Annotated in this window: 19 protein-coding genes, 1 pseudogene, 1 riboswitch and 1 other annotated feature; of the genes and pseudogenes, 1 reads left to right on the top strand and 19 read right to left on the bottom strand. The window is 41.9% G+C overall.

Features of this window, described 5'->3' with window-relative positions; all coding sequences use genetic code 11:
• Window positions 1–244: 244 nt before the first annotated feature.
• From IGJ17_RS07325 to IGJ17_RS07270, 12 genes and pseudogenes are all read right to left on the bottom strand, one after another.
• Window positions 245–2209, bottom strand: coding sequence for an FtsX-like permease family protein (locus tag IGJ17_RS07325; protein WP_429961191.1), 1965 nt, complete (start codon window positions 2207–2209; stop codon window positions 245–247).
• Window positions 2210–2212: 3 nt separating this feature from the next.
• Window positions 2213–2971, bottom strand: coding sequence for an ABC transporter ATP-binding protein (locus tag IGJ17_RS07320; protein ID WP_005236354.1), 759 nt, complete (start codon window positions 2969–2971; stop codon window positions 2213–2215).
• 93 nt (window positions 2972–3064) lie between these two features.
• Window positions 3065–4048 carry a sensor histidine kinase gene (locus IGJ17_RS07315; RefSeq protein ID WP_086338140.1) on the bottom strand — a complete coding sequence of 328 codons (984 nt, stop codon included), beginning with the start codon at window positions 4046–4048 and terminating at the stop codon, window positions 3065–3067.
• The gene (locus IGJ17_RS07310; protein ID WP_086299510.1) at window positions 4041–4733 is read right to left on the bottom strand and encodes a response regulator transcription factor; all 693 of its coding nucleotides are present in this window, start codon (window positions 4731–4733) and stop codon (window positions 4041–4043) included. Before IGJ17_RS07310 ends, IGJ17_RS07315 begins: the two co-directional genes overlap by 8 nt.
• Window positions 4734–4840: 107 nt before the next feature.
• A pseudogene (locus tag IGJ17_RS07305) lies at window positions 4841–5672 on the bottom strand (prenyltransferase).
• A 331-nt stretch (window positions 5673–6003) separates the two neighbouring features.
• Window positions 6004–6432: a VOC family protein gene (locus IGJ17_RS07300; protein WP_086338139.1), complete on the bottom strand. Its 429-nt coding sequence runs from the start codon at window positions 6430–6432 to the stop codon at window positions 6004–6006.
• Between the two features lie 74 nt (window positions 6433–6506).
• Window positions 6507–8168 carry a phosphoenolpyruvate carboxykinase (ATP) gene (locus tag IGJ17_RS07295; RefSeq protein ID WP_086338138.1) on the bottom strand — a complete coding sequence of 554 codons (1662 nt, stop codon included), beginning with the start codon at window positions 8166–8168 and terminating at the stop codon, window positions 6507–6509.
• A 423-nt stretch (window positions 8169–8591) separates the two neighbouring features.
• Window positions 8592–9959, bottom strand: coding sequence for a 23S rRNA (uracil(1939)-C(5))-methyltransferase RlmD (gene rlmD, locus IGJ17_RS07290; RefSeq protein WP_010749606.1), 1368 nt, complete (start codon window positions 9957–9959; stop codon window positions 8592–8594).
• Between the two features lie 244 nt (window positions 9960–10203).
• Window positions 10204–12033 carry a translational GTPase TypA gene (typA, locus tag IGJ17_RS07285; protein ID WP_005236363.1) on the bottom strand — a complete coding sequence of 610 codons (1830 nt, stop codon included), beginning with the start codon at window positions 12031–12033 and terminating at the stop codon, window positions 10204–10206.
• A gap of 130 nt (window positions 12034–12163) precedes the next feature.
• Window positions 12164–12931, bottom strand: coding sequence for an inositol monophosphatase family protein (locus tag IGJ17_RS07280; protein ID WP_005236366.1), 768 nt, complete (start codon window positions 12929–12931; stop codon window positions 12164–12166).
• Between the two features lie 8 nt (window positions 12932–12939).
• Window positions 12940–13212 (bottom strand): UPF0223 family protein, encoded by a 273-nt coding sequence (locus IGJ17_RS07275; protein WP_008381425.1) that lies wholly within the window; start codon window positions 13210–13212, stop codon window positions 12940–12942.
• 207 nt (window positions 13213–13419) lie between these two features.
• On the bottom strand, window positions 13420–14325 hold the full coding sequence (locus IGJ17_RS07270; protein WP_429961190.1) for a hypothetical protein: 906 nt from the start codon (window positions 14323–14325) through the stop codon (window positions 13420–13422).
• A 188-nt stretch (window positions 14326–14513) separates the two neighbouring features.
• On the opposite strand from IGJ17_RS07270, the gene IGJ17_RS07265 reads away from it, so the two are divergent.
• Window positions 14514–15038: a type 1 glutamine amidotransferase domain-containing protein gene (locus IGJ17_RS07265; protein WP_005236373.1), complete on the top strand. Its 525-nt coding sequence runs from the start codon at window positions 14514–14516 to the stop codon at window positions 15036–15038.
• Between the two features lie 72 nt (window positions 15039–15110).
• On the opposite strand, the gene IGJ17_RS07260 is transcribed toward IGJ17_RS07265, so the two are convergent.
• The 7 genes from IGJ17_RS07260 to mgtA form a co-directional block, all read right to left on the bottom strand.
• Window positions 15111–16310, bottom strand: coding sequence for an MFS transporter (locus IGJ17_RS07260; protein ID WP_086338134.1), 1200 nt, complete (start codon window positions 16308–16310; stop codon window positions 15111–15113).
• Window positions 16311–16472: 162 nt separating this feature from the next.
• The gene (locus IGJ17_RS07255) at window positions 16473–17744 is read right to left on the bottom strand and encodes an O-acetylhomoserine aminocarboxypropyltransferase/cysteine synthase family protein (protein WP_086338133.1); all 1272 of its coding nucleotides are present in this window, start codon (window positions 17742–17744) and stop codon (window positions 16473–16475) included.
• Window positions 17745–17794: 50 nt separating this feature from the next.
• Window positions 17795–18048 (bottom strand) — a binding site (T-box leader).
• A 110-nt stretch (window positions 18049–18158) separates the two neighbouring features.
• Window positions 18159–19565 (bottom strand): dihydrolipoyl dehydrogenase, encoded by a 1407-nt coding sequence (gene lpdA / locus IGJ17_RS07250; protein ID WP_005230052.1) that lies wholly within the window; start codon window positions 19563–19565, stop codon window positions 18159–18161.
• A gap of 7 nt (window positions 19566–19572) precedes the next feature.
• Window positions 19573–21219, bottom strand: a complete 1647-nt coding sequence (locus IGJ17_RS07245) for a dihydrolipoyllysine-residue acetyltransferase (protein ID WP_005236379.1) — start codon at window positions 21217–21219, stop codon at window positions 19573–19575.
• Between the two features lie 25 nt (window positions 21220–21244).
• On the bottom strand, window positions 21245–22222 hold the full coding sequence (locus IGJ17_RS07240) for an alpha-ketoacid dehydrogenase subunit beta (RefSeq protein ID WP_005230047.1): 978 nt from the start codon (window positions 22220–22222) through the stop codon (window positions 21245–21247).
• 2 nt (window positions 22223–22224) lie between these two features.
• A complete protein-coding gene (gene pdhA, locus IGJ17_RS07235) occupies window positions 22225–23334 on the bottom strand; it encodes a pyruvate dehydrogenase (acetyl-transferring) E1 component subunit alpha (RefSeq protein ID WP_005231936.1) in 1110 nt (369 codons plus the stop codon).
• Window positions 23335–23768: 434 nt separating this feature from the next.
• Window positions 23769–26360 (bottom strand): magnesium-translocating P-type ATPase, encoded by a 2592-nt coding sequence (mgtA, locus tag IGJ17_RS07230; RefSeq protein WP_005236382.1) that lies wholly within the window; start codon window positions 26358–26360, stop codon window positions 23769–23771.
• Between the two features lie 187 nt (window positions 26361–26547).
• Window positions 26548–26719: riboswitch (M-box (ykoK) riboswitch) on the bottom strand.
• Between the last annotated feature and the right edge of the window lie 19 nt (window positions 26720–26738).

Genomic DNA, 26738 nt, shown 5'->3' with positions numbered 1-26738 from the left:
CTCGCGGCAATCTATACCTGTGCTTTACTCCTTTTCACTATAGGTCACCTAAGCCTTTTTTTCAACTCTAAAAAAGTGGGCTAATAGGAGTAGCTAAAAAAAACACCTCAATCATATAGTGATTCCAAAAAGTTAGATCAAAAATTCTAACTTCTAGAAGTCGCTTCATGGATGAGGTGTTCTCACATTCTATTTTACTGTAGGTCCTGTCGGTGACGACTGTTCGACTAACTTTTTTTAACGGCTATTGTTTTCGCTCCACAAGTCGGTAGTAGACTCTTGCAGTGATGAAATACACCAGTAAATAGATCATTGTAAACAGCAGAACAGAGATCATCGATACCGTGATCAATAAGTTGCGATCTGTCAGACCAAAAAGAAGCAATAACTTCCGAATCATCGGCAAAGCAAATGCGAGATGGATGATCGCTGCCGCCAATGGAAATGAGAAAATCATCAAGACTTGCTGCTGGATCACTTGTTTGACTTCCTTATGGCTTAACCCAACTTTTTGCAAGATCTCAAAGCGTTCTTTGTCCTCCATCCCTTCGGAAACTTGTTTATAATAAATGATCAATGCGGCAGCTAAAATAAAGACCACACCAAAAATCAAGCCTAAGAAGAAGAAGCCGCCGGTAAAGGTTTTGGTCTCACCTTCAAAAAGATCTTTTGACTGAACGCTCGCATGAGCATCTGCTGCCAGAAGTTCGCTGCGAATCTCTTTTGCGATCGCTTCGCGATCGCTTGCTTGAAAATTAAAGACTGTTGTTGTCATTGGTTGCTGGTAAAGTTGAAAATCTTCTTTTTGATACCAAGAGCTTAGCTTTTCAGTAAGCCACTGATCATCCGCCACAAGAACAAGATGCTGAACCGGGTTTTCTGTTTTCGTGAATGTTGGCAGTTCCTTCAATTCCCGCAAACGAAATTGACGATCATCGATCGTGGTCTTTTCTGGTAATGCTTGTTGGGTCCAAGTTGCGGGAAAAACAAATAATTCACCTTCAGCAGGTCCTGTTTTCCCACTGATTTCATGGTATTCAGAACTGGTAAGAAAAATAAGATACACGGCTTTATCTAAACTACCGCTATTTTCTTCAAAAGTGGTTGAGGGAACAAAATTTGGTTCCTCAAAGGTAAAAAGCAATGGTCTTGTTGTAGTGACTTGCTGGCGCTCTTTGATCGTTAGCTTCTCTTCAAGTCCATCAATCACTGTGTTGATTTGCTGGGAATCAGCCGCTGACTCAATTTGAACATCGTATGGAAAACGAGTTTCGATCACATTCTTTTGTCCAAAGTAAAGACTGGCGGTCGTAGCAACTGTCACTAACACCATCGTTGATAAAATACAAATACTTGCTAAACCAGCCGCATTTTGTTTCATCCGATACAGCATGGTAGAGACATTGATAAAATGGTTCGTTTGATAATAATAGGTCGTTCGTTTTCTTAAAAACTGCAACGCTTTGATACTGCCAGAAATAAACAACAGATAGGTGGCTAAAATCACGAGGATCACTGCGACAAAGAACAGGCCTAAGGCACTGATGGGAGACTTGATCGTCACAGAGATCGTATAGCCGGCTACTAAACAAAGGACACCTAATAGTGCTAAAATGCCTTTCGCACGAGGCTCTTTTTCATTACGCTTGCTTCCCTGTAGCAGTTGAAGTGGGTTGGTTTTGCGTACTTGCAACAGGTCAATTAAAAATAGACAACCAAGCACGCACATAAAATAGAGGATCACAAATCCGATACTTTCAAATGAAAGTTTAAAAACAAAGAATTCGCCTACGGCTAAGATTTTCTTCAGGATCAAAAATCCTAATCGTGCAAACAATAAGCCGCTGATCAACCCGGCCGCAAGACTAATAAGAAAACTGTAAAAGAGTTCCCAAAAGACCACGAAGGCTATCTCGCGTTTTCCTAGTCCCAAAACATTGTAGAGACCAAATTCTTTTTTTCGCTGCTTGATCAAAAAGTTATTGGTGTAAAAGGAAAAGATCGCCGCAAAGATCATCAGGATGATATTTCCTAAATGAAACATGAAAATGGCGCTTTGACTACTAGGAAGTTCCTTCATCCCCGGATTGTTCACGATGATTTGCGTCATCATCAAAACAGCTACCAAGAAACTCATGGATACTAAAAAGGGTGTGTAGGCTTTGGCATTTTTACGTAAATTGGAGAAGGCGATTTTTTGAAAGAACATTCGTTACTCCTCCTTCGCAAAAACAGCAGTCATTGTTTCGGCGATTGCTTCTAGAAAAGCGGTATCACTCCGTTCTCCTCGATACAACTGGTGAAATACATACCCGTCTTTGATAAACAAGACGCGTTGTGCGCGACTGGCTGCGATCGAACTGTGGGTGACCATCACGATCGTCTGTCCGTTTTGATTGATCTGCTGAAATAATGTCAGTAGTTGATCAGAGGTTTTCGAATCCAGCGCTCCGGTTGGCTCATCTGCTAATAGCAGTTCTGGTTTTGTGATGATCGCTCGTGCGACGGCAACACGTTGCTTTTGTCCGCCAGACAATTCATACGGGTAATGCTGCAATAAATCGGCGATTCCTAAAGTTTGTACAATAGGCTGAAGCTGCAATTCCATTTGTTTGACGGAAACTTTCGATAAAACTAATGGCAATAAAATATTGTCCTTTACCGTAAAAGTGTCCAATAAATTAAAGTCTTGAAAGACAAAGCCTAAGTGATCCCGTCGAAAACTTGCTGCATCTTTTTCTTTGATGGTGGTCAAATCGATGCCATTCAGCTGCATCTCACCCGCTGTCGGTTGGTCTAACGTCGCCATCAAGTTCAGTAGCGTACTCTTCCCCGAACCTGATTCCCCCATGATGGCTACATATTCCCCTTCTTCTACCTTAAAGGTGATATTCTTCAACGCTTCGACGGGTTGCCCATTCAGCTGGCTTTGATAGATTTTTTTTACTTGTTGAATGTTTAAAAGTGTCATCTTGTTCCCTCCTTCCTTTTTAGAATAAGCTGACTGGCAGAAAAAAGCGACTTACAATAAAAACCGCAAACTTACAGTGTTGAAAGTTTGCGGCTATCGGTTATTTGTGGTGGGAAAAAGAAGTGTGACGATGGTTCCCTGTCCCACTTCAGAATCAATCGCTAAACGGCAGCCGATTTTTTCAGCCGCTTGTTGACTCATATATAAGCCTAGCCCGCTCGCTCGTTGCTGAAACCGACCATTGTGTCCCGTATATCCTTTCTCAAACACCCTTGGCAAGTCTTCCTTACGAATACCAATGCCGCTATCTTGAATCACCAAGGCATTGTCTTTAGTGAAAACATTAATGCCACCGGTTTCAGTATACTTCAAGCTGTTGAAAAGAACCTGTTCAAAAATAAAAATGAGCCACTTTCGATCAGATGTCACCGTCAAATCCACTGCCATATCCAGTTGCAGATTCTTTTTCGAGAAAAACAAGGCATACTTTTTGATTGTTTGACGAACAAGGGGCTCTAAAGCAATCGACTCAAAGACAAAATCATCATTCGCTAAATTTTGTCGCAAATAATTCAACATCATTTGCAAGTAATCGTTCACCTTAAATAATTCCGCTTTGACCTCCGTCGGTGACAGGGTATCGCTTTGAACCAAAAGATCCAACGCCGCTAGAGGCGTTTTGATTTGATGAAGCCACAAGCCGAAATCTTCATAAATTTCTTCATTTTTCACGGTCGCTTTGTATTCAGACAGAGTTTTTTCTTTTGCCATCTGCCTAAGAAGCGTTTGATACTCGTCTTCTAGCCGATTTCGAGTGGTCGGCAAGAACGCCAACGCCGCTTCCGTCATACGTTCTTTTCTTAATAAATGCTGTAGCTGCTTTCTTTTTTGTGCGTAACGAAAATAATGAAAAAGGGAAAGACCTCCTAAAATCACCCCTGAAAAAACCGCATAGTCAATGAAGGGTTCTAATGGAAGGCTGTGAAGAAAGAATAACCCTAGTAGACCCGCACTAAATAGCAGGTAAACGAGATAAAACTTTCCATACAACACGAAATATTCTTTCACATTAGTCATAGGCGTGTTCCTTTTCTATCAAATAGCCTTTATTCTTTACCGTTTGGATCAAATCGGATAGTTCGATCTGGCTCAATTTTTTTCGCAAACGAGTCATATTGACGGCTAATGTATTGTTATCGATGAACTCTTCACTATTCCAGAGCATTTCAATGATGGTCTCTTTGGCTACGATCTTCCCTCGATGCTGCAAAAGCAAGGAAAGAATCCGAGCTTCATTTGGAGAAAGCGGCAACTGTTCCCCCTGATTTTTTAATACATTTTCTGTTGGATAAAAGGTTACTTGCCCTATGTCAAAGGTCAGCGATTGTTGGTGGCTATACTGATAGCTGCGCCGCAGCAACGCTTGGATTTTTGCCAAAACGAAGGCTAAATCAAAGGGTTTTGTTAAATAATCATCCGCCCCCATGTTCATCGCCATGATTTGATTCATCTGCTGATCCATCGACGAAAGAAAAATGATCGGTACTTCTGACGCCTTGCGAATTTCTTGGCACCAATGATACCCATTGTAATAAGGCAAGGAGATATCTAAAAGAACGAGATCAGGTTTGATGTCGTGAAACTCTTGCAAGAGTTCAGCAAAATTCTTGGCCGAATGGCATTCGTATCCCCACTGCTGCAAATAATCGGCTAAAACAGAGACGATCGTCGCATCATCTTCAACCAGATAGATTCTTTGCATGTCTTTCTCCCCTCTGTTGATTATTCGGTCGGTTCTTTAGAGACAGTGTACCAGAAAAGAAAAAGAATCGTCTAGATGGAGGAACATTCCAAAGGACTGTTTTTTCCTTAATCTTCTGCCAAGTGAGCAAGGATTTCTTGGTACCGTCGGGTGGCGAAGGAACTAATTTGTCCTTTTTTACAAAAATTCAGTTTCCCCAGTTTTGGTACAACCCGTTCTACAATAACATTGCCATTTTTAACTTTCGATTCAAACTGCTGCAAAGCCTCCAGAAACCGTGCGTCTTTTCTGGCAGAAGGATAAAAAGACAAGACATACAGATAATAAAAAAGATTGTACCCTCTAAAGGGGTATTCTGTCTGCATAAACAATGTGCCCATTCCGTAATGACAGGGACTGATTGGCTGACGAATCTCCCAATGAGCAAGCAAGCATTCGATTGCTTGATTAAGTGTTTCCATCTGTTCACGATCATGAGTATATCGAAAGGCATCAAGGACCGTTAACGTCGTTCATCGGGGTTGAATAGCGGGTCTCCGGGCCGCGACCAAAACTGTATTTATTGCACTTCCAGCCGCCATCTGTTTCCTGAGTAGCAAGAAAATAGTGAAAGGTCTGTTGTAGCCGCGGGTCCCTTGCGTAACCAAGAGCACACAGCGTTCGCAAAGCCAGCGCTGTATGACAGGGATAAATCCCCCCTGATGGCGAAATTTTAAATCTGCCATCTTCTCTCCATCCTTGAAAGATCAATGCAGCGGTCTCTTTTAATAAGTTCTCCTCAGGCGACATACCAAGTTCAAGCAAATAATGAGGACACTCTAAGGTTGTAAAGGGTGCTCCTTTCAGTAATTTATGGTCTGGCGTCGACCATAAATCGGCGCCATGATCATATTGACGGGAAATGATCGCTTCGATATCTTGCTGAACCGTCTGATCCATATTGTTCCTCCTCCATTTCTTAAGTGCCCTGCAATCAACGCAACAATCCTTATTGACCCACAATGCAACAGCTTCTAGAATGATAAAATCGACGTTTTTCAACACATGAGTTAGATTTTTGTATTCGAATTGTCCAAATAAATTTTAGGAACCAACGAGTTTTTCAGGATGGACGTACTTAAAACAAGAGTGTTCAGATTTTCCTGATGACAGGTTCTAAAAAAGTTTCTCTCTAAACTCGCCTGATTATGCTAGCCCCTTAATGAAAGATCACCTTAATAAGAACGCGCTCACGCAATAATTTAATGCCACACTCTTCTAGTTAAAGGAATCAGGCATAATGAAATAGTTCAAAACGAATGCCTTCTGGGCTTTCAAAGAATAAGGCATAGTAGTTAGGAGCGATGCGCTCATTGTACTCCATTGGTCGATCGTGAAGGATCTTTACCCCTAAGGCTTTTATTTTGGGAAAGATCGCATCTACTACTTCGCGGCTTTCCGCCTTAAACGCCATGTGCTGAACCGAGCCAGGTTTTCTTGAATCGATTTTCTCCTTCTTCCATTCTTTTCGTGGGGAACAAATACCGAAATCAAATGAATCCCCTATATATTCTACTACTTCCATCTCGGCATGTTCTAAATACCCAGAATATTTCTTCTGAAGGTCGAAACCTAATAGTGCAAATAATTGATCATAAAAACCTTCTGCTTTTTTTACATCATTGACTGTGATTTGGATATGGTGAAACTGAATGTTCATAATCGCTCCTTTCTGGCTAACAAAATAAGTGTTTCAGGAAGAAAAGCCGCTTGCGGAAGTTTGATTCAATGGGATTAGCCAGGAAGCTCATTTAATGTAGAAATCACATTTCCCATTGCCTTTGCTACCTCTTTAGGCAACTTATTATAGCCATCATTTTCTGTTTCTTGAGCCAAAATAAAGTCCAGCCGTCCTTGCATCCGCTCTCTTAAATGAGCAACATAGGAGGCATCTTGAAAATCGACTTCGAACCCTGTTACTGGCAGGTAACTCATTTCTGTGATTTCACCAAACCTCTTAAAATTGGCCTCGCCTTCCACAATTTTTTCAATCGATGTCAGCGTGACTTCAGGTGTGACCTTCTTGTCTTTGTAAAAGCCTGTATTTAGAATATAACAAGCCGTTTGGTTTTCTTTGAATAAGTTCATGAAATGGGCAAAATCTTCTTTTAAAGGATAGACTCTAAATGGATTGGCATAAGGCTCGATGACCAGTTTATCTATATCCGTGGTCTCGACAACATGTTCAGCTGTCGTGCGCTTCGTAGCTAAGGTCAAACCAAAAACAGCGGCTAAAATCGGATCGTCAATTTTTACTACAGGAGGTAGCGTGTCATCTTTCATGATCCAAAATACTGCATCGATCGGCGACTCTAAATGATCCACCCGGTTAGGTGTGACATACCGTGATTTGACGGTTCGACCATTCCCGTTACGAATATCTTGGGTCACAAGCACCTTCTTTCCTTCCTCGTCTAAAGTAACCCCAACATTTTGACAGGTGATAAAGTAGCGGACATTTGGATTGGTTAATGGATAATCCTGCGTTTTATCAAAATAAGAAGGCTCCAGAGCAGTGGACGCACCGTTTGTTTGATTGATCACAAACGCATCGTCATGCAGAACCTTGATATCATATTTGCCATCATGTTCTGCCAATGTAATGGTCGATTTTCCTGATCCTGAAAGACCAAAAGCAGCCATCGTAAATGTTCGATTCGGTAGCTGATATTGCTTCATTCCTCCATGACACGCCACAAAGCCATTGCGATGCGCGGTAGCCCAAGCCAAAGTTAATGTCGCTTTTTTCAATTCACCAAAATAGTTTAAGCCTAAGACTGCCGCAACATTGTGTTCAGGATCAAAGAGAGATAGCCCATAGGGAAAATCAGGATGTGTCCAGTCCGGATCAGCGTACAAGAATATATCTGTCTCTGGATAGTTCTTGGAGTGTTGATACCTTTCCTGCCATGATTTCGTCAGCATTTGAAAATTCAACAAATAAGAATAAAAATTGGTTTCATAGTACTCTGGTAGCAACAGGTGTGCTTTGACCATAAACGCTTCGTCTAACCCTACAACAACTTCACCGCCATAGAATTTTTTACGTGTCCCTTGAAATAAAGCATCTCTTAAAATCCCTTCATACAATTTTCGATCAATCCCGGGATGTCCGATGATGCGTCGAGCTGCCGCTGTCCGTCCAACAACTTTTCCGTCATTAAACACGATGACTTTAGCATCCTCTGGTAGTCCTAACTCCTTGGTGTGTGTGACCGGCATATCCGTAAGAATAGCACCAGAAGATTCTTTTGCTAAGCAATAGGCCGTGGCTAGATCATGAATCCAAGTGACATTGTTCCCATAAAAAGCTGACTCTATCAACACTTTAAAACTCGACAAATGCGTATTCTGCGGTGTAATCTCTTTGTGTGAAAATGCACGAATCGTTGCCATGTGTAATCCCTCCTAACAAAAATTTTCTATTCACTACGTTTATTATAATACTTTCTAATCACCACACGCCATATTTTTATACACATTAACTATAAATTGCCGACAAACCATTTTGTTAAAGGATTTGGATCTCTGCATATTTGAAGCTTCACTGCTTTTTACATTGATTTTTTCCCCGCTCATCAATAGTGAGAAAGAACAAAAAAACTGGCACAGAAAGAGTATCTTTCAGTTCCAGTTTCTGGTTTTATATTTCATCCATTCTAAACGTCACAATCGACGTAACTAGATAGACAGATGGGTTTTAGTTGCTTATTTCTCAATTGACTTGCTTTCTCTAGTAACTTTGCTATCGTAAGATTTTATGACATTTACCATAAAAAGAATTCAAAATCAAAATTGCTGAAAAAAACTTGTTGTTTCTTAACCACGTTCTAACAACACGACACACTCCACATGGGTCGTTTGTGGGAACAAATCTACAGGTTGAACTTCTTTTGTCACATACCCTTCTTCCGCAAACAACGCGAGATCACGAGCCAAGGTTGCTGGATTGCAGGAAATGTAAACGATGCGCTCTGGTTTAACCGCAGCAGTCGTTTCGATAAAGCTAGCATCTAAACCTTTGCGAGGTGGATCAACGAAGACGACTGTCGGTTGAATGCCTTCGCGTAGCCATTGCGGCATGATTTTTTCGGCTTTACCGATAAAGTAATGCACGTTTTCGACACCATTTCTTTTGGCATTGGCTTTGGCATCGTTCACTGCTTCAGGAATGACTTCCATCCCTAACACTTCTTTCACGCGATCAGCCAAACTAATCCCGATCGTTCCGATTCCTGCATAAGCATCCACAACGACATCATTTTCAGACAGTTGCGCCATCTCGAAGGCGGTTTGATACAAGACTTCTGTTTGCGCTGTGTTGACTTGGTAGAAAGATTTCGCTGAGATTTGGAAGGTTTTACCTAATAATTGATCATCGATCGATGACTTGCCATACAACACACGCTCGAATTCCCCCATGATCACATTGGTTTTTTCTTCATTGATGTTTTGAATGACAGAAACAACTTCTGGAATCTCTTCGTGGATCACTTCCGCGATTTCTTCTCCTTTGAAGAATTTCGGTTTACGTGTCACTAATACGACCATCATTTCACCTGAGTGATGCCCACGACGAACGACAATGTGGCGTAAGAACCCTTCATGGGCTTCTTCATTGTAGGCTTTGACATTGAACCGCTGCAAAATATCTCTGACTTTGATGATTGCTTGATCGATGTTTGGATCTTGAATATAAAAGTCTTCGATCGGTACCAGAGTATGGCTGTTTTTGCGGTAAAATCCAGTCGTTAATTCCCCATGGATTTTTTGCACAGGGATTTGCGCTTTGTTGCGGTAACCAAATGGTTTTTCCATTCCGATTGGCGCATTGACTGTGATTTCAGGCAATTTGGCGATTTTAGCCAAAACATTCTCTACTTGCTGCTGTTTGAAGGCTAATTGTTTGTCATAGCTCAAATGACTCAATGGAGCGATACCGGTGCGCAACAATGCTTCATTCGGCAATTCTTGCCGATCAGGACTTGCTTGCAACAATTTCATCACTTTGGCAAAACCAAATTTGTTGCCGACTTTCAACACTTTGACTAAGGCACGTTCATTTGGCAGGGTGTTTTCAATAAATAATAAGTACCCATCGACTTTGGCGATCCCATTTCCTTCATGGGAAAGATCCAAAATATCAACTTCAAGTTCCTGATTCTTTTTAACAGGATAATTTTTCATAGATTTCTCCTTTGTGCTTGCTTTCTTCATTTTAAAAAGGAATGGCCGAAATTGCAAGCGGTGCTTATTCTAACGGTTCAACTTGACTTCGAGCAAAAAAGAACCGAAGGAGGGAAATCGGCTGATTGCTTTTTCTGGGTCCTGCGGCGAAGAGCCGCTGCAACACAGGAGCAATCCCTTTTCCATCCTTCGGAAAATCGAACAGATCAGAAGTGTTTAAAACTTTTGATCACTGTTTTAGTTATCAGTTATTTTTCTTTTTCTGTGATTTTTCCCGTTCGCTCTTGTTCAAGATTTGTTTTCTTAAACGAATGCTTTCTGGTGTTACTTCACAGTATTCATCATCATTCAAGAATTCCAGTGATTCTTCCAAAGAAAGAATACGAGGTTTCTTGATAACTGAGGTTTGGTCTTTGTTTGCAGAACGGACGTTGGTCATTTGTTTTGCTTTCGTGATATTGACCGTTAAGTCTTTGTCACGAGAGTTTTCACCAATGATCATTCCTTCGTACACTTCGGTACCTGGTTCAACGAAGACCGTTCCACGTTCTTCAATACTCATGATCGAGTAAGTCGTTGCTTTTCCTGTATCGATCGATACAAGTGCGCCTTGATGACGGCCACCAATTTGTCCTTGGATCATTGGCAAATATTGATCGAAGGTGTGGTGCATGATGCCGTAGCCGCGAGTCATTGATAGGAATTCTGTCGTGTAACCGATCAAGCCACGAGCTGGTGCCAAGAAAATGATCCGTACTTGTCCATTCCCTGTATTGATCATATCTTGCATTTCTGCTTTACGCATTCCCAATGATTCGATTACTGATCCCATGTATTCTTCTGGGGTATCGATTTGCACCCGTTCAAATGGTTCGCATTTCACGCCATCGATTTCGCGTTCGATAACTTCTGGACGAGAAACTTGCAATTCAAAGCCTTCACGACGCATATTTTCGATCAAAATTGACAAATGAAGTTCGCCACGTCCAGAAACGATCCATGAATCAGGTCCGATTGGATCCACACGCAATGAAACGTCTGTTTGCAATTGCGCCATTAAGCGTTCTTCAATTTTACGAGCGGTTACGAATTTTCCTTCGCGACCCGCAAATGGTGAATTGTTCACGATAAAGGTCATTTGCAAAGTTGGTTCATCAATGTGTAAAACAGGTAATGAATCTTGATGATCGATTGGTGTAACAGTTTCACCAACGAAGATATCTTCCATCCCAGAAACGGCAATCAAATCACCGGCTTTGGCTTCTTGGATTTCTAAACGTTTCAAACCGAAGAAACCGAAAAGTTTCGTCACACGGAATTTTTTAACTTCTCCGTTTAATTTCATCAATGCAACTTGGTCGCCGACTTTGATTGATCCGCGGAAGACACGGCCAATACCGATACGTCCAACGTAGTCATTGTAATCAAGCAATGATACTTGGAATTGCAATGGTTCGTCGCTGTTGTCGATTGGCGCTGGAATATGTTCGATGATCGTATCAAACAATGGTGCCATCGTTTTTTGTTGATCAGCAGGATCATCTGATTCACTTGAAGTTCCGTTAATCGCAGAAGCGTAGATCACTGGGAAGTCCAATTGGTCATCGTCGGCACCTAATTCGATAAATAGTTCTAAGACTTCATCGACAACATGCTCAGGACGAGCAGATGGTTTGTCGATTTTGTTGACAACTACGATTGGCACTAAGTGTTGTTCCAACGCTTTTTTCAATACGAAACGTGTTTGAGGCATCGTTCCTTCATAAGCATCAACAACCAAAACAACACCATCGACCATTTTCATGATCCGCTCTACTTCACCACCGAAGTCCGCGTGTCCTGGGGTATCCATGATATTGATTTTTGTACCGTTGTATTCAACCGCTGTATTTTTCGCTAAGATCGTGATGCCTCGTTCTTTTTCGATCGCATTTGAATCCATCGCCCGTTCTTGTAATTGGGTATGGCTATCTAACGTTTGGGATTGTTTCAATAATTCATCAACTAATGTAGTTTTTCCGTGGTCAACGTGGGCAATAATTGCGACGTTGCGGATATCATTTCTAATATTCAATTTATAAACTCCTTTTTTGGTGACATTGCACTCGACAAGCCATTATACCAGAATTTCTTTCTGAAATATAGTGCAAAGTTTTCATTTTTACAGAAAAAACCAGATATTAATAAAATATCTGGTTTTTTTCTTATTGATTAACGATCGCCAATAATTCTTCAAAAGCTTTCGGTGTACCGCCGACAAACAATTCCCGTCCATTCAGGGATAGTGGCTCTCCTTTGATGTTTGCCATTTTTAATCCAAGGGTTTCTAACAAAACACCCCCTGGCGCATAATCCCATGGCGCAAGATGAGAAAGATAGCCTGCTCTTTGTCCTTTAGCGAGGGCGATCAACTCTACCCCAGCACATCCAGTCATACGAATGCCTAATGCTTTGTCACTGACTTCAGTTTCGTGGTGGCGGTTATGGATCAACATGGGTGAATTCAAGCCAACGAGACCCTCGGATAAGGCAATATCTTTCGGCGGTTCGATCTTCTTGCCATTGTTATAAACACCAATCTCTGGACCCCCCCATAAGAATTCATCTTTCATGACATTATAGACAAAGCCAAAGCGCCCTTTGCCCTCTTCGTAGATCGCGATCATGATACAAAAGTTTTCTTTTTCCAACACGAAATTCATGGTTCCATCGATCGGATCAATGATGAAGACCCGTCCACTCATGTCGGCAAGTGTGTCCAGTCCGTTTTCTTCACCTAAAATTTTGGCATCCGGATCATAGGATTGGATCTTACCAATCAGAAAATCTTGCGTGGCTTTATCCAATTCTGTCACTAAGTCTTTCCGTCCTGATTTTGTCTCGACCACCAAGTCTTCTTTATTTAAATTGCCTTTGATCCTTTCGCCTGCAGCGATCATCCACTGGCGAACTTCATTAACGATTTCATGCATTCGTTGATCTACCCTTTCATTTTTAGTTTTCCCTCAGTCTTTTTCGCTGCCTGCACGGCATGGTATAACGAATAGCCTGATAGTTCTTCAAATTCTCTACCTAAACGGCGTTCCTCGCCAATGCTGGGAACGACTTTCTTAAAGGCTTGATACGCCTCAAGAAACGTGCTGCTAGGAAGGCCTTTTTCATAGGCTTGTTCTAACCGTTCCCACATCTTCATGACGACGACCATTTCATCCGTCGACCAATCTAAGTCCAGAGGATATTGATAATCCCGCATATTACCACTCCTATTCATCTTATTCAGTGTACCACAAAATTGAAAATAGGTCAGAGCCTCCGCTGCAAAAAAGGTACATTCTGGCAATGAATGTACCTCTGGTTTACAAACTATTTGGATTTCTAGAAGCTGAACTCCATGAATCTCAAATAAGAAGGAAATTCCTTTGTTCTTTCAACGAGATCGCTGATTAAAAGATGACCGATTTCAAAAAGGTTCGTCTAGAAAAGCCCGCAAAAACAAAAAATTTTTAATGATAGCAATTGATTTCCACCACTGTTTACTAATGAAAAACTCTGGGTAATCTGTTCCCCATTGCCATGGAATGACAAATGATCCGTCTGCTTGTTGGTGTTCTAAAATTTCTTCGGCTTCTTTTTTACATATTTCTTCACTAAAAATCCCAAGCAGCTGCTCTCTTGTAAAGAAAAAATTTGAAGGTTTGCTGACATAAGACGTGAACCACTCTTCTGGCTCGTTTGAGACAGTATGGCGAATTTGCTGGAATAAGATCTCGCGAAAGCGGTCATTTGCTAAAACAGGCTGATACTGGATTTCTTCACAGTCTTGTAATAATTCTAGATAGACGACTAATGTGTGCATTTCACTGGTTGGCTCCTTAAGGAAACTTGCAACTGCTGTTTCGGCGATTTCTTGTGCTTTTTGATAGAGGGTCGTTTCGCCTGTTCTTAAGATCGTACCAGCTAGACTGACCGTTGGGTTGTCTGCTGGCACGCCCACAGGACTCTCCCACCAAATCGCATGCGGATAGGATACCGTTGACGGCACTTGGTTGAGCCATTTCCCTTCAGAAAATTCTTTTCCACTAGCTAAATACCTTAGAATCCCTTGGACTTGTGGATTTGACGAATAAAGGCATTCAAGCTCTCGTAAAATTCGACATGCCTCCCACACTGCAATCGGTGTACTATTGGGATTCCAATAATCAGGTTCCAAACCATGCCCATAACCACCATCTTCATTTTGGTAGACTTGTAACGCCTGTAATACAGCCTCGCGAGATCCATTTTCAAAATGGTACTGCCAACGAGCAAGGTCTAAAGGGCGCGCGTTTTTGTAAATAAATTTTCGTGCTTTTTCGAATGCTTCCATATCTTCGCCTCCTTTGGCTTTCTTTTATTATCGCTTACTCCCCTAATGATTACAACGCTTACATCAATATCATTTCTCTGAACGACCATTCTCAGAATAGCTTCTTGGCATTTTTCAGGAAGCATACTTTTGGTGTTTCCCTTGGCATGATGTTACAGTAAGAATAACAAGAAAAAGGAGGAATTCTCTTGCGTTTAGAAAACAAAAAAATCATTGCCTTAGTCGACAATGATTTCGAAGATTTAGAACTTTGGTATCCGGTCCATCGGTTACGGGAAGAAGGCGCACAAGTCGATTTAGTCGGTGAAGAAGCGCATAAAACGTATATTGGCAAATATGGTGTACCCGCAGAATCAGCCTATGCTTTTTCTGATATTCACGCCGATGACTACGATGCCATCTTAGTTCCGGGTGGTTGGGCACCTGATAAATTACGGCGTTTCCCAGAGGTCATCTCTTTCGTGCGAACGATGGACAAAGACCAAAAAATCATTGGACAAATCTGTCATGCAGGCTGGGTCTTGATTTCTGCGAATATCCTGCAAGGCAAGACGGTTACCAGTACACCAGGCATCAAAGATGATATGACAAATGCTGGAGCCACATGGGTCGATACACCTGTGGTTACGGATGGACATATCGTTTCCAGCCGCCGTCCCCCAGATCTACCAGACTATATGCGGGAATTTATTGCTGTTTTAGAAAAGAAATAGTACCCATTGATCAGATTCAAAAGAGTTGCGACCGAAGGAAATACGGCCGCAACTCTTTTTTCTACCTATCGATCATTCGCTTATGATCGCTAATTTTTTGTTGCTTTTAGGGATTTTTTTCACACCGATAAAGGTCAATGTAGCACCCAAAACGGCAAACCCAGTCCCAATCAAAAGCATTTCCCAGACACCAAAGCTTTGGATCAGCATCCCCCCTAAAAGGTTGCCGATCACGCCACCGATCGTGGTAGCGATAATGATAATCGTTTGTCCAAAAACCCGGTCTTCATCTGCCAAACTATGGTTGAACAAATAAGCAGAAGCAGGAATAAACAAGGCAAAACTAACCCCTTGCATCAAATGGCTCATTTCCATCAGGATGATGGAGCTGATCAACAGCATCAGCACTCCACGAATGGCAAAGGCAACACTGGACAGCAACAGCCAAAAACGGCTAGACCGTATCCTCACTAACTGTTCAAAGAAAATCATGCCCGGCAATTCGCATAACGCCGCAATCATCAGGGCGATGCCAACTTCCTTACTGCCACCGCCAATATCGGCAAAAATTTGTGCCAAAAAACTGTTGATCATCGTGTGGAAGCTGAAGAGAAAGCTAAATCCGACAAAGAGAAAGAGTAAAAAAGGATATTTTTTCAAAAAGGCACCTGAATGACTTTGTTCTGTATGCATCACGGGCATTTCTGGCTTCTTGATCGCTGGCAGCAAAAGCAAAATAATGAGAAACAAAACGGCTTGCCCGATAGCGATCATTGGCAAAAGGGCTGCCGAAAACTCCTCTAAGAGCTGCCCCAGTAAAAAGGAGGTACCCGCAAATCCTAGTGACCCACCGGCACGGGAAAAGCCAAAATTGATTTTGTTGCCGCTATTTGTGTATTCAAACGCCAAGGCGTTGAGAAAGGACTGCATGGAAACGAGCAAAATCCCTCCTAAAACATAGGTCAGTATTGATAATCCAGGGACCATCACACCTGCTAAGAGCACCGCGACCACGCCGATTGTCATCGTTTTCAAGACAACGATCAGTGGTACTTTGCTTTTTTTGATAATGACTTGACTGATGAAGGGCTGCAAAATCGTAGACGCAATATTGACTAGGGCTAAAATACCGCCAATTTTTGCTGGATCGACCTTGAAATAAATCAAAAAGAGTGTCGCAAAGCCATAGATTGAGCAAAACATCATCCAATAAAGAAATTGCAAACTTGTGTAGTAAAACCGAATCCTCTTGTCACTTGCATGATTACGCATACATCCCCCACCTTATCCATATTCCTTAGCAACTAAATATAGCATAGAACCGATGGATTTACTATCCTTCTATCAACAGAAACCGCAGTTTTATTTGAAACACTAACCCACAACAAAAAAGCGCAGCATAGTATCCTGCGCTTTTCCTACTGCTTCAACTATTTAGAGCTGTTGGAAGGCTTGCGTGAGATCTTCCAATAGATCGTCGATGTTTTCCAATCCAATGGATAAGCGAATCGTCTCTGGACGAATTTTGGCTGCTGCAAGTTCTTCTACGCTAAGCTGAGAATGGGTCGTCGAAGCTGGATGGATGATCAAGGACTTTGCATCGCCAACGTTCGCCAGTAGCGAGAAGAGCTTAGTTGCGCCACAAAAGGTTTTGCTTGCTTCTGCCCCACCCTTTAATCCGAAGGAAAAGACCGAACTGGTCCCTTTGGGGAAATACTCCTGCGCCCGCTTAAAATAAGGACTGTCCGGCAGAGTTGGGAAATGAACCCAAGAAACTTCCGGGTGCTTGGCTAAAAATTCAGCAACTTGTTGCGCATTTTCTACATGACGTTCCATCCGCAACGAGAGGGTCTCGATGCCTAAAAGCAACACCCATGAATTGAAGGGAGAAATCGCAGCACCTGTATCCCGTAAAAGAATCGTTCGGGCCCGAGTGATATAGGCAGCGTTACCAGCGGCTTCTATCCATGAGATTCCATGGTAACTATGATCGGGATCGACCAGCTTGGGAAATTTGCCGTTTGTCCAATCAAAGTTGCCACTATCAATAATAGCCCCTCCTAAAGCAGCCCCGTGACCACCGAGGTATTTTGTCGTGGAATAAACGATGATGTCCGCCCCGTGCTCAAACCCTCGAAACAGATAGGGAGTCGCAAAGGTGTTGTCAATGATGAGGGGAATCCCGGCTTCATGAGCAATCGCTGCAATCTTTTTAAAGTCGGCAATATCAATATCTGGATTGCCTAAAGACTCTAGAAAAACTGCTTTGGTATTTTCTTGGATGGCTGCTTTTAGTGCTGGTAGATCTTCACTATCGACAAAGCTTGTGGTGATGCCAAAATCTGGCAATGTATGGGCGAACAAATTATAGGTACCGCCATAAATTGAAGCAGCAGAAACGATATGATCTCCTGCTTGCGCGAGATTTAAAATTGCATAGGTGATCGCCGCTGAGCCAGAAGCCGTAGCTAACGCACCGATACCACCTTCTAATAGGGCTAATCGCTCTTCTAGAACCGCGGTCGTCGGATTGGTAATACGGGTATAGATATTGCCGCTCTCACTAAGACTAAATCTCGCTGCCGCTTGGTCAGCATCATCAAACACATAGGATGTGGTTTGATAAATGGGTACGGCGCGACTTCCTGTGGTAGGATCTGGTATTTGTCCTCCGTGTAATTGAATCGTCTCAAATCTTTCTGTCATACTATTCCTCCTTAATAATGCAAATAAAAAAGCCCTCTGATATCGAGATATCAAAGGACGTGTTTACGTGTTACCACCTTTATTCAAGCAGACTTTCCAGCATGCTTCTCAGCAAGTACGCGACAAATAAACGTCGTTATACTCTGACGCGATAGCGGGCGCACCCGGATCTCCTTATCTTTCGTACAAGTTCAGAAGATCACCTTAGAGGCCATTTTCGATTGATCCTACAAGTTCTTCTTGCACCTTACGAAGACTCTCTAGGCTTGCCAAATCAATTTACTTTCCTCATCAACGGTTGAAATATTAAGAGCATCGTATCATTTCCAGAAGATTCTGTCAATAGCATAGGATCGCTTTATTTCTGGTGATAAAAAAACTCGTTCACCAAATGATGAACGAGTTTCACAAAGCTTAAATGTGGATTGGTAATCCTAGAGCTAACTCAGCAGCATCCATTGTGATCTCACCTAGAGATGGATGTGGATGGATCGTTAACGCGATATCTTCTGCGTTCATGCCAGATTCAATAGCTAGAGCAAGTTCTGAAACCATATCGCTTGCTCCTAGACCAGCAATTTGCGCACCGATGATCACATTGTCTTCAACCGTTGTTACTAAGCGGATGAATCCTTCAGTTTTTCCTAGAGATAACGCACGACCGTTACCTGAGAATGGGAATTTGAATGCTTTTGCTTCAATTCCAGCATCTTTGGCATCTTTGATCGTCATACCGACAGAAGCCAATTCTGGATCAGTAAAGGCAACTGCTGGCATTGCTTTGTAATCAACGGCAACTTTTTTACCAGAGATTGCTTCAGCAGCGATTTTTGCTTCGTAGCTGGCTTTATGTGCTAATGCAGCACCAGGTACAATATCACCAATTGCGTAGATGTTTGATACGTTGGTACGGCCTTGTTTGTCAACCGTGATCAATCCGCGTTCGCCTACTTCAACACCTGCTTGTTCTAAGCCCATGTCATCAGTATTTGGACGACGACCAACAGTAACCATCACGTAATCAGCAGTAACTGATTCTTCTTTACCATCTACGGCATATTTGACAGTTACGCTATCGCCATTGTCAATTGCTTCTTTCGCCATTGCGTTCGTAACGACTGTTACACCTTTTTTCGCAAAGTCTTCTTCAACCAATTTGACCATGTCTTTTTCATAGGTTGGCAAGATTTGAGGAGAGCCTTCAAGGATCGTTACTTCTGCCCCTAGGTTTGCATAAGCTGCACCTAGTTCAGAACCGATGACACCGCCACCGATAACAACGAATTTTTTAGGAACTTCTTTTAATGCCAATCCGCCAGTTGAATCAAGAACACGTCCGCCGAATTTGAAACCAGGGATTTCAATTGGGCGAGAACCTGTTGCGATGATTGCATTGTTGAAAGAGTATGTTTGTGCTGAATCTGGGTGGATGACACGCAATGTGTGATCATCAACGAAGAAAGCTTCTCCTTCAATCGTTTCTACTTTGTGTTTTTTCAATAGGAAACCAACACCTGAAGTTAACGTTTTAACGACTTTGTTGTCTTTCCATTCTTGTGTTTTGGTAAAATCAAGGGAAACATTTTCACTTGTTACACCAAACATTGTTGAATCCAAAGATTCTTGATAATGATGACCTGCAGCGATCAAGGCTTTTGAAGGGATACAACCAACGTTCAAACAAACGCCGCCGATGTATTCTCTTTCAATGATTGCTACTTTTTGTCCCATTTCAGCAGCGCGGATGGCAGCTACATAGCCGCCAGGTCCCGCACCGATTACAACTGTATCTAATTCAACAGCAAAATCTCCAACTACCATTTGTTAATCATCCTTCCATCATTAATAGCTCTGGATCAGCTAATAGACGTTTGATATTATTCATTGCTTGTTGCGCTGTTGCGCCATCAACGATACGGTGGTCGAAGCTTAATGAAAGTTTCATCACACGTCCGACAACGATTTCGCCTTCAGCGTTTACGATTGGTTGTTGCGCGATTGTACCTACACCCAAAATAGCTACTTCAGGGTAGTTGATTACTGGAGTGAACCAGCCGCCACCAACTGAACCGATGTTACTGATTGTGATGGTACCATTACGCATATCATCTGCAGCCAATTTGCCGTCATGAGCAAGTTTTGCTTTTTCGTTGATTTCATCAGCGATAGCAAACATGCCTTTACGATCTGCATCTTTTACGTTTGGTACATACAACCCATGGTCAGTATCTGTTGCGATACCGATGTTGTAATAGTTTTTGTATACGATCTCTTGTTTTGCATCATCGATCGACGCATTCAAGATAGGGAATTTTTTCACTGTTGCAGTCAATGCTTTCACAACATATGGTAAGAAAGTAAGTTTTGTGCCGTTTGCAGCAGCAACTTCTTTGAATTTCTTACGATTATCCCATAGGTTTGTTACTTCAACTTCATCATGCAAGGTTACATGAGGTGCTGTTTGTTTGCTGTTTACCATCGCTTTAGCGATTGCTTTACGTGTAGGTGTTAAGGCAACACGTTCTTCTAAATCACCTAAGTTTGATTTGAAGGCTTTTGCTGGAGCTGCTGGTTTGCTTTCAGTTGCTGCAGCTTTTGTTTCTTCTTTCGCAGGAGCTTGAGTTTCAGCTTTTGCAGCTTGTCCGCCACCTGATAGGAAGTTTTCGATGTCTTCTTTTGTTACACGTCCGCCTTTACCTGTTGCTGATACTTGGGAAATATCCACATCTTTTTCGCGAGCGAATTGACGGACAGAAGGCATAGCCAAGACACGTTTGTTAGGATCTGCTGCTTCAACAACACTTGCTGAACCAGAAGTTTCCACTTTTTCTTTTGGTGCTTCTGCAGGTGCGCTTGATGAAGCAGGCGCACTGTTGTGACCAGGTGCGTCGATTTCAACTAAAACATCACCAACATTTGCAACTGTTCCTTCAGCAACAACGATGTTTTTCACTGTTCCTGTTACTGGAGATGGGATTTCTTCGACTGATTTGTCGTTTTGAACTTCAAGCAACGTATCGTCTTCATTGATGGTATCTCCTGCTTTAACGAACCATTTTACGATTTCGCCTTCTGCAATTCCTTCACCGATATCCGGTAATTTGAATTGGAAAACGCCTGCGCCTTCAGAAGAACCAGCTGATGCTTCAGCCGTTTCCGTTGTAGGTTCTGCTGCTGGTTTTGCTGGTGTTTGAGACTCTGCTGCTACACCTGCATCGCCTTCGTTGTCTTCATGTCCTGGTGCATCGATCTCAACAAGGACATCTCCAACGTTTGCGACTGTACCTTCAGGGACAACGATGTTTTTCACTGTTCCTGTTACTGGAGATGGAATTTCTTCCACTGATTTATCATTTTGAACTTCTAGTAAGGTATCATCTTCATTGATGGTATCCCCTGCTTTGACGAACCATTTTACGATTTCGCCTTCTGCAATTCCTTCACCGATATCCGGTAATTTAAATTGAAATGCCATTTTCTATTCTTCCCTTCTTCAACTATTAAAAGTTCACGATTTCTTTCACTTTGTCTTCGATGTCTTTTGCATTTGGCAACCAAATGTTTTCAGCTTGACCGAATGGGAAGATCGTATCTGGTGCAGACACGCGTCCGATTGGAGCTTCTAGTGATAGAACCGCACGTTCAGAAATTTCAGAAACGACTTGAGCGCCAACACCTGCTTGTTTTTGTGCTTCTTGAACGACAACCACACGACCAGTTTTTTCAACTGATTTGATGATCGTTTCAACATCAAGAGGAGCAACTGTACGCAAGTCGATAATTTCAGCGTTGATGTTTTCTTTCGCTAAGTTGTCAGCAGCTTTGATTGCTTCACGAACCATTGCACCATAAGTGATGATTGAAACATCAGAACCTTCACGAGTTACTGCTGCTTTGTCTAAAGGAACTTCGTATGCTTCTTCTGGCACTTCTTCACGGAATGAACGGTAAAGTTTCATGTGCTCTAAGAAAACAACTGGGTCATTGCTGCGGATAGAAGCAATCAATAATCCTTTTGCATCATATGGGTTTGATGGAATAACGACACGGATACCAGGTGATTGAGCGATCAATCCTTCCAAGTTATCTGAGTGCAATTCTGGTGTGTGCACACCGCCACCAAATGGTGAACGAATAGTGATTGGTAAATTACGTGTACCACCCATACGGTAACGAGTACGCGCCATTTGACCAACGATTTCGTCAAATGTTTCAAATACGAAACCAAAGAATTGGATTTCTGGAACTGGACGGAAACCTTCTAATGCTAAACCGAAAGCCAAGCCGCCGATACCAGATTCAGCAAGAGGGGTATCGAAGACACGATCTTCGCCGAATTTTTCTTGTAAACCTTCTGTTGCACGGAAAACCCCGCCGTTTTTACCGACATCTTCACCAAAGACTAAAATCTCTTTGTCATTTTCCATTTCAACAGCTAAGGCATCTGTAATTGCTTGAATCATTGTTTTTTGTGCCATGACTATTTCGACTCCTTCGCTTCGTAAGTTGCAATTTGTTCTTTAATGTTTTGTGGTTGTACTTCAAACATGTTTTTCAAGAAATCTGAAACTTTTTGTTTTGGCACGCGGTCCGCTTCAGCGATCGCTGCTTTGATTTCTTCTTTTGTTTGTTCAATGACTTGTTCTTCTTTTTCTTCAGACCAAAGTCCTTTTTCAGTTAGGTAAGTACGGAAACGTACCAATGGATCTTTTTGTTGCCATTCGCTGTCCATGTCTTTTGAACGGTAACGGGTTGGATCATCACCAGACAATGTATGTGGACCGTAACGGTAAGTCAAGGTTTCAATCAATACAGGACCGTTGCCGTTTGCTGCCCATTCACGAGCTGCTTTAGAAACATAGTACACTGCCAATGGATCCATACCGTCAACTTGGATACCAGGGATCCCAGCTGCTGCAGCTTTTTGTGCCAATGTTGGTGCCGCGCTTTGTACTTCACGAGGTGTAGAGATCGCAAAACCATTGTTTTGGATATAGAATACAGCGTTTGCATGGTAAGCCCCTGCAAAGTTGATTGCTTCATAGAAGTCCCCTTGTGAAGAACCGCCATCACCTGTATAAGTGAATACAACATTTTTCTTGTTGCGTTTTTTCAATCCTAAAGCAACGCCGGCTGCTTGGACGTATTGTGCACCAATAATGATTTGTGGTGGCAATGCTTTTAAATCTTCTGGATAAAGGTTCCCAGCAACGTGGCCACGTGACCATAAGAAAGCTTCTTTCAATGGCAGACCGTGTTGGATCAATTGTGGTACATCACGGTAACCAGGTAATAAAACGTCTTCTTTTTCAAAAGCAAATTGACTTGCTAATTGGCTTGCTTCTTGTCCAGCAGTTGGCGCGAAGAAACCTAAACGACCTTGACGGTTTAACGCAGTTGAGCGTTGGTCTAATACACGAGACCATACCATACGAGTCATCAATTCAACTAATTCGTCGTCACTTAAATCTGGTACTAACTCTTGATTTACAATTTTCCCGTCTTTGTCCAAAGCTTGGTAAGTTGGAAAATCCGCATTGACTTGCTCCAAAATCGCTTGGAAATCAAGTGCTTTTTGTTTTTTTGCCATCTTGACACACTTTCCTCTCTGATATAAAAATTCACTTTCGTATGTAACAGGGTTTAAATCTGTACTATCGAAATTTCATTTACTCTTATAAATTATCATTTAACTTCGAAAATGACAAGTGAAAAGGGTATTTTTTTTAATAAAAGAATTCCCACTGTAGCAACTCTTAAGAAAACATTAGTGAAATTAATCACATTAAAGCAATCGCTTTCTTCAATTTTTTCTTTTCAGATTCTTTTTTTTATTTAAGAATAGTACAGCATCCACCATTCCGCTAAACAGATTTATCATTAACCTCCTTTTATCACTTGTGAAGGATTCGACTTGAATCAAAGAGAAATTTCTTAATATGAGAAAAAAATAATACAGAGAACGGATAAAAAGAAACAGATCGGCGATTCTCCCCCTGTTAGGAAGAACGCCGACCTGTTTTTTTAAATCCATTCTCTCGTGACATGAATGTAAATGCGTTTCGCAAACTCAACTGTTACTAAATAAGCTAGATTGATACCGACATACCATGGCCAGTAACTTGATGGCAGTGCTGCAAAATCAAAGACGGTATGCAATGGCGTCAAGATGACCAAGAAGCCAACTGCAATCGCTAGAACACTTGAAATCAAAACTGCAGGTGATGCGATACTTTTGATAAATGGTAATTTTCTCGTTCTGATCATGTGAACGACTAAGGTTTGTGTCGTCAAGCCAATCATAAACCATCCTGCTTGGAACAAGGCTTGCTCTTGGATGGTATTTGCACTAAAGACATGCCACATCATAAAGAAAGTCAAAATATCGAAGATGCTGCTGACAGGTCCAATGCCGACGGTAAACTTCAATAGTCCACCCACTTGCCATTTAACTGGTTTTTCTAACTCTTCTTTATCTACGTTGTCCCATGGGATCGTCAATTGGGCCATATCGTACACCAAGTTTTGAACCAACAGTTGAATGGACAACATTGGTAAGAAAGGTAAAAAGGCACTAGCAACTAAGATCGAGAACACATTCCCGAAATTCGAACTCAACGTCATTTTGATGTACTTCATCATATTGGTAAATACTTTGCGGCCTTCGATGACCCCTTTATCAAGGACATTCAAACTTTTTTCTAATAAAATGATCGAGCTGGCATCTTTGGTGATATCTGCTGCGGTATCAACCGAGATACCAACATCTGCTGTACGTAAAGCAGGCGCGTCGTTGATGCCATCTCCCATAAAGCCGACCGTATGGCCTGCCGCTTGAATGGTTTCAATGATTCGGGATTTTTGCATTGGATTTAATTTTGCAAACAGATTAGTTTTTGCAGCTTTCTCTGCTAACTCTTCATCTGACAGATGATCTATATCGGTTCCTAACAAGTATTCATCTGCATCAATACCAACATCTCGACAAACTTTTTGCGCAACGATCGCATTATCTCCCGTTAACACTTTGACATTGATGCCATGACCGTGTAAAGAAGCAATCGCTGTTTTTGCTGTTTCTTTTGCTGGATCTAAGAAGCCCATAAAGCCAATCATGATCATATCTTGTTCATCTTCTACAGAATAAACGGCATCTGCGTGGGCATCTCGTTTTACAGCAACAGTCAACACGCGCATTCCTTGTTTATTCAAGCGCAAATTCACTTGACGCAATTGTTTTCTCAATTGAGGAGTCAATTCCATCACTTTGCCATCAACTTCTACGTACTTGCAGACTTGTTCCATTTCCTCGGCGGCACCTTTAGTGACCATCAGTTGATGACCATCTGCATTGACAACAACCGTCAAGCGGCGACGTGAGAAGTCAAACGGAATCTCATCGATTTTTGTCACATCGTTAAATGGCGCTGCCAAGCCTTCTTCTTCATAGTAGTTTAAGACAGCAATATCCATCAGGTTTTTCCACCCTGTTTGATAGTAAGAATTTAAATACGTCATATCAAGGACTTGTTTATCTTCTACGCCAAATGGGTTTAAATGCTGTACCAGTACAACACGATCTTCGGTGATCGTACCCGTTTTATCGGTACATAGTACATCCATTGCACCTAAGTTTTGAATCGAAGGCAATTCTTTGACGATCACTTTTTCTTTTGATAAAGAGATCGCCCCTTTGGCTAAGTTACTGGTGACGATCATTGGTAGCATTTCTGGCGTCAAACCAACTGCTACTGCAATCGCGAAGAACAACGCTTCGCCCCAATCACCCTTGGTCAAACCATTGATCAATAAAACGATTGGGAAAAGAACCATGACCATTCGCAACAATAGCTTGCTAACTTTTGTTAAGCCATCTTCAAAGGTTGTTTTGCCCCGTTTCGTGGTCGCATTTTTGGCAATATCACCGAAGAAAGTACTTTGACCGGTTTTCAAAATAATGGCTTTTCCTTGACCACTTAAGACATCGGTACCCATGAAAACAAGATCTTGCATATCTAGTGCAGAAATTTGTTCATCGCTTTCTTTGATCCCAGCATCGACAAATTTTTCAACTGGCATTGATTCGCCTGTTAATGAAGATTGATTGATAAATAAATCTTTGGTCCAAATCAAGATCGCATCCGCAGGAATCATGTCGCCGGTTGCTAAGGTGACGATGTCTCCTGGAACGACTTCATCCATCGGAATTTCTCTCGTGATTCCATCTCGGGTTACGGAACAAGTATTTTCAATAAGTTCTTTTAACGCTAAGCTTGCTTTTTGGGAACGGTATTCTTGGACGAAAGTAATCATGACACTGGCTAAAATCATGATTCCCATCACGATCACTGCTTCAATATCGCCTGTTACAAAAGAAATAACCATTAATAATGCCAAAACTAACACAAAAGGATCTTTGAAAGCACCTAGGATCATCAACCAAGCAGGTGTTGGTTTTTGCGCATCCACTTTGTTTGGACCGTACTCTGCCAAACGTTCTGCAGCATCTTCTTCCGATAGCCCTTGGAAGGATGTCCGCATTTCCATCAGCAGTTCTCTTTCGGTCAATTTTGCCAGTAATTTTAGTTCTTGATCTTTCGATAGTTTTTTTAACATCTTTTTTTCCTCCTAGCACTTAGGAGTTGCTTACGCCACCCCTAGCGATTCGATAATTACTCCGCTGTTTCATCTGGGGACTGGGGTATTCCATGTGAATCTTCCTTTCTTTTTATTAGGTAAGTCACTGTGGAACATGCGTAAAAGACACAAAAAAACGCACGCTCCCAATAAGCATGCGTAAAAAACTCATGATCATTGTAGAGCTTTAGCACTATAGGGCGTAGATAGCAAATCTGCTATCAGCTACTTTGGGTTTAACCTTCACGATTAGACCTGTCCTACCAACTAAGTATCTCTCGATACTTTTGCGGCAGCAGCTTGTGTCCATATAGGAGCCTCACCTAACAATTATTTGTATAAAATGTCAGTTCGCCG

Origin of the sequence: Enterococcus sp. DIV1096b (genome assembly GCF_050498765.1) — a bacterium.
Lineage (GTDB): Bacteria > Bacillota > Bacilli > Lactobacillales > Enterococcaceae > Enterococcus_D > Enterococcus_D entomosocium.
Note: the sequence above shows the minus strand (reverse complement) of the source record. Positions and strands in the feature narration are given on the sequence as shown.